Here is an 844-nt window from a genome sequence, read left to right on the forward strand (position 1 = left end):
CGGCGACCCCGACGACGGCGGCCCCCACCACCACGGACCACACGAGCCGACGGCTCACCCCGCTCATCCCGCCGACCGGAGCGGCCCTGCTCGTCGGTGATCAGGCCGGCCGACGGCCCCTCCCAGCCCCGCCCCCGGATCGCCGTACGTCTCACCCCATCGCCTCCGTGATCCCGTCCCACAGCCGCGACCTCGCCTCCAGCGCGAGGGTCGCCGTATCGGTGGCCTCCTGCCAGCGGGTGTCGTCCGTGCCGCAGAGGTCGGCCACCATCTGCATGGCCATCGGGGTGTGTTCCTCGCCGTCGACCTCGATGTGGCGGGCGAGGTAGTCGCAGAAGAGGGGGAAGCGTTCGGTGCCCTCCTTCTTGATGACCTGGTCGAACATGTCGGGGATCAGGTCCTCGCGGGAGAACGCGAAGGCGGCGGCCCGGCAGTGCAGCGGGCGGTCCTCGATGATGCCGAAGGTCGTGCGCACGAACTCGTCGGCGGGTGCCGGGACCTGGGCGCCGCGCAGGGCCGCCGGCACGCCGTGGCCCTCCGTGAGCAGGGCGAGGAAGGTGTCGATGCGGGTCGTGTCGGCCGCCGCCTCGTCCATGGCGGCGCGGTAGAGCTCGAAGTGGCTGGTGAAGCCGCCGTTCAGCTCGTCGCTCTCCTCGACGAGCACGATGTCGTTGATGAGTCGCCGGCTCACCGTCGTGCCGCGCGGCACCCAGGGGACGTCGACGCAGGTGAGCTCCCGTTGCAGGGACTTGAGCAGGGACATGAAGTCCCATACCGCGAACAGGGCTGACGCAAGGTCGAATTTCTCAGCAAAGTCGCAGGTCGGTGGGTACGCCGAAGAGGT

The 844-nt window shown here is 70.1% G+C and carries 1 protein-coding gene; it reads right to left on the reverse strand.

The window, feature by feature from the left end; translation table 11 throughout:
* Window positions 1–151 precede the first annotated feature (151 nt).
* Complete coding sequence (locus GFH49_RS00855; protein ID WP_268867457.1) at window positions 152–784, reverse strand: DUF3050 domain-containing protein; 633 nt, start codon at window positions 782–784, stop codon at window positions 152–154.
* Window positions 785–844 lie beyond the last annotated feature (60 nt).

Origin of the sequence: Streptomyces blattellae, assembly GCF_009709555.1 — a bacterium.
In the GTDB taxonomy this organism is placed as follows: Bacteria; Actinomycetota; Actinomycetes; order Streptomycetales; family Streptomycetaceae; genus Streptomyces; species Streptomyces blattellae.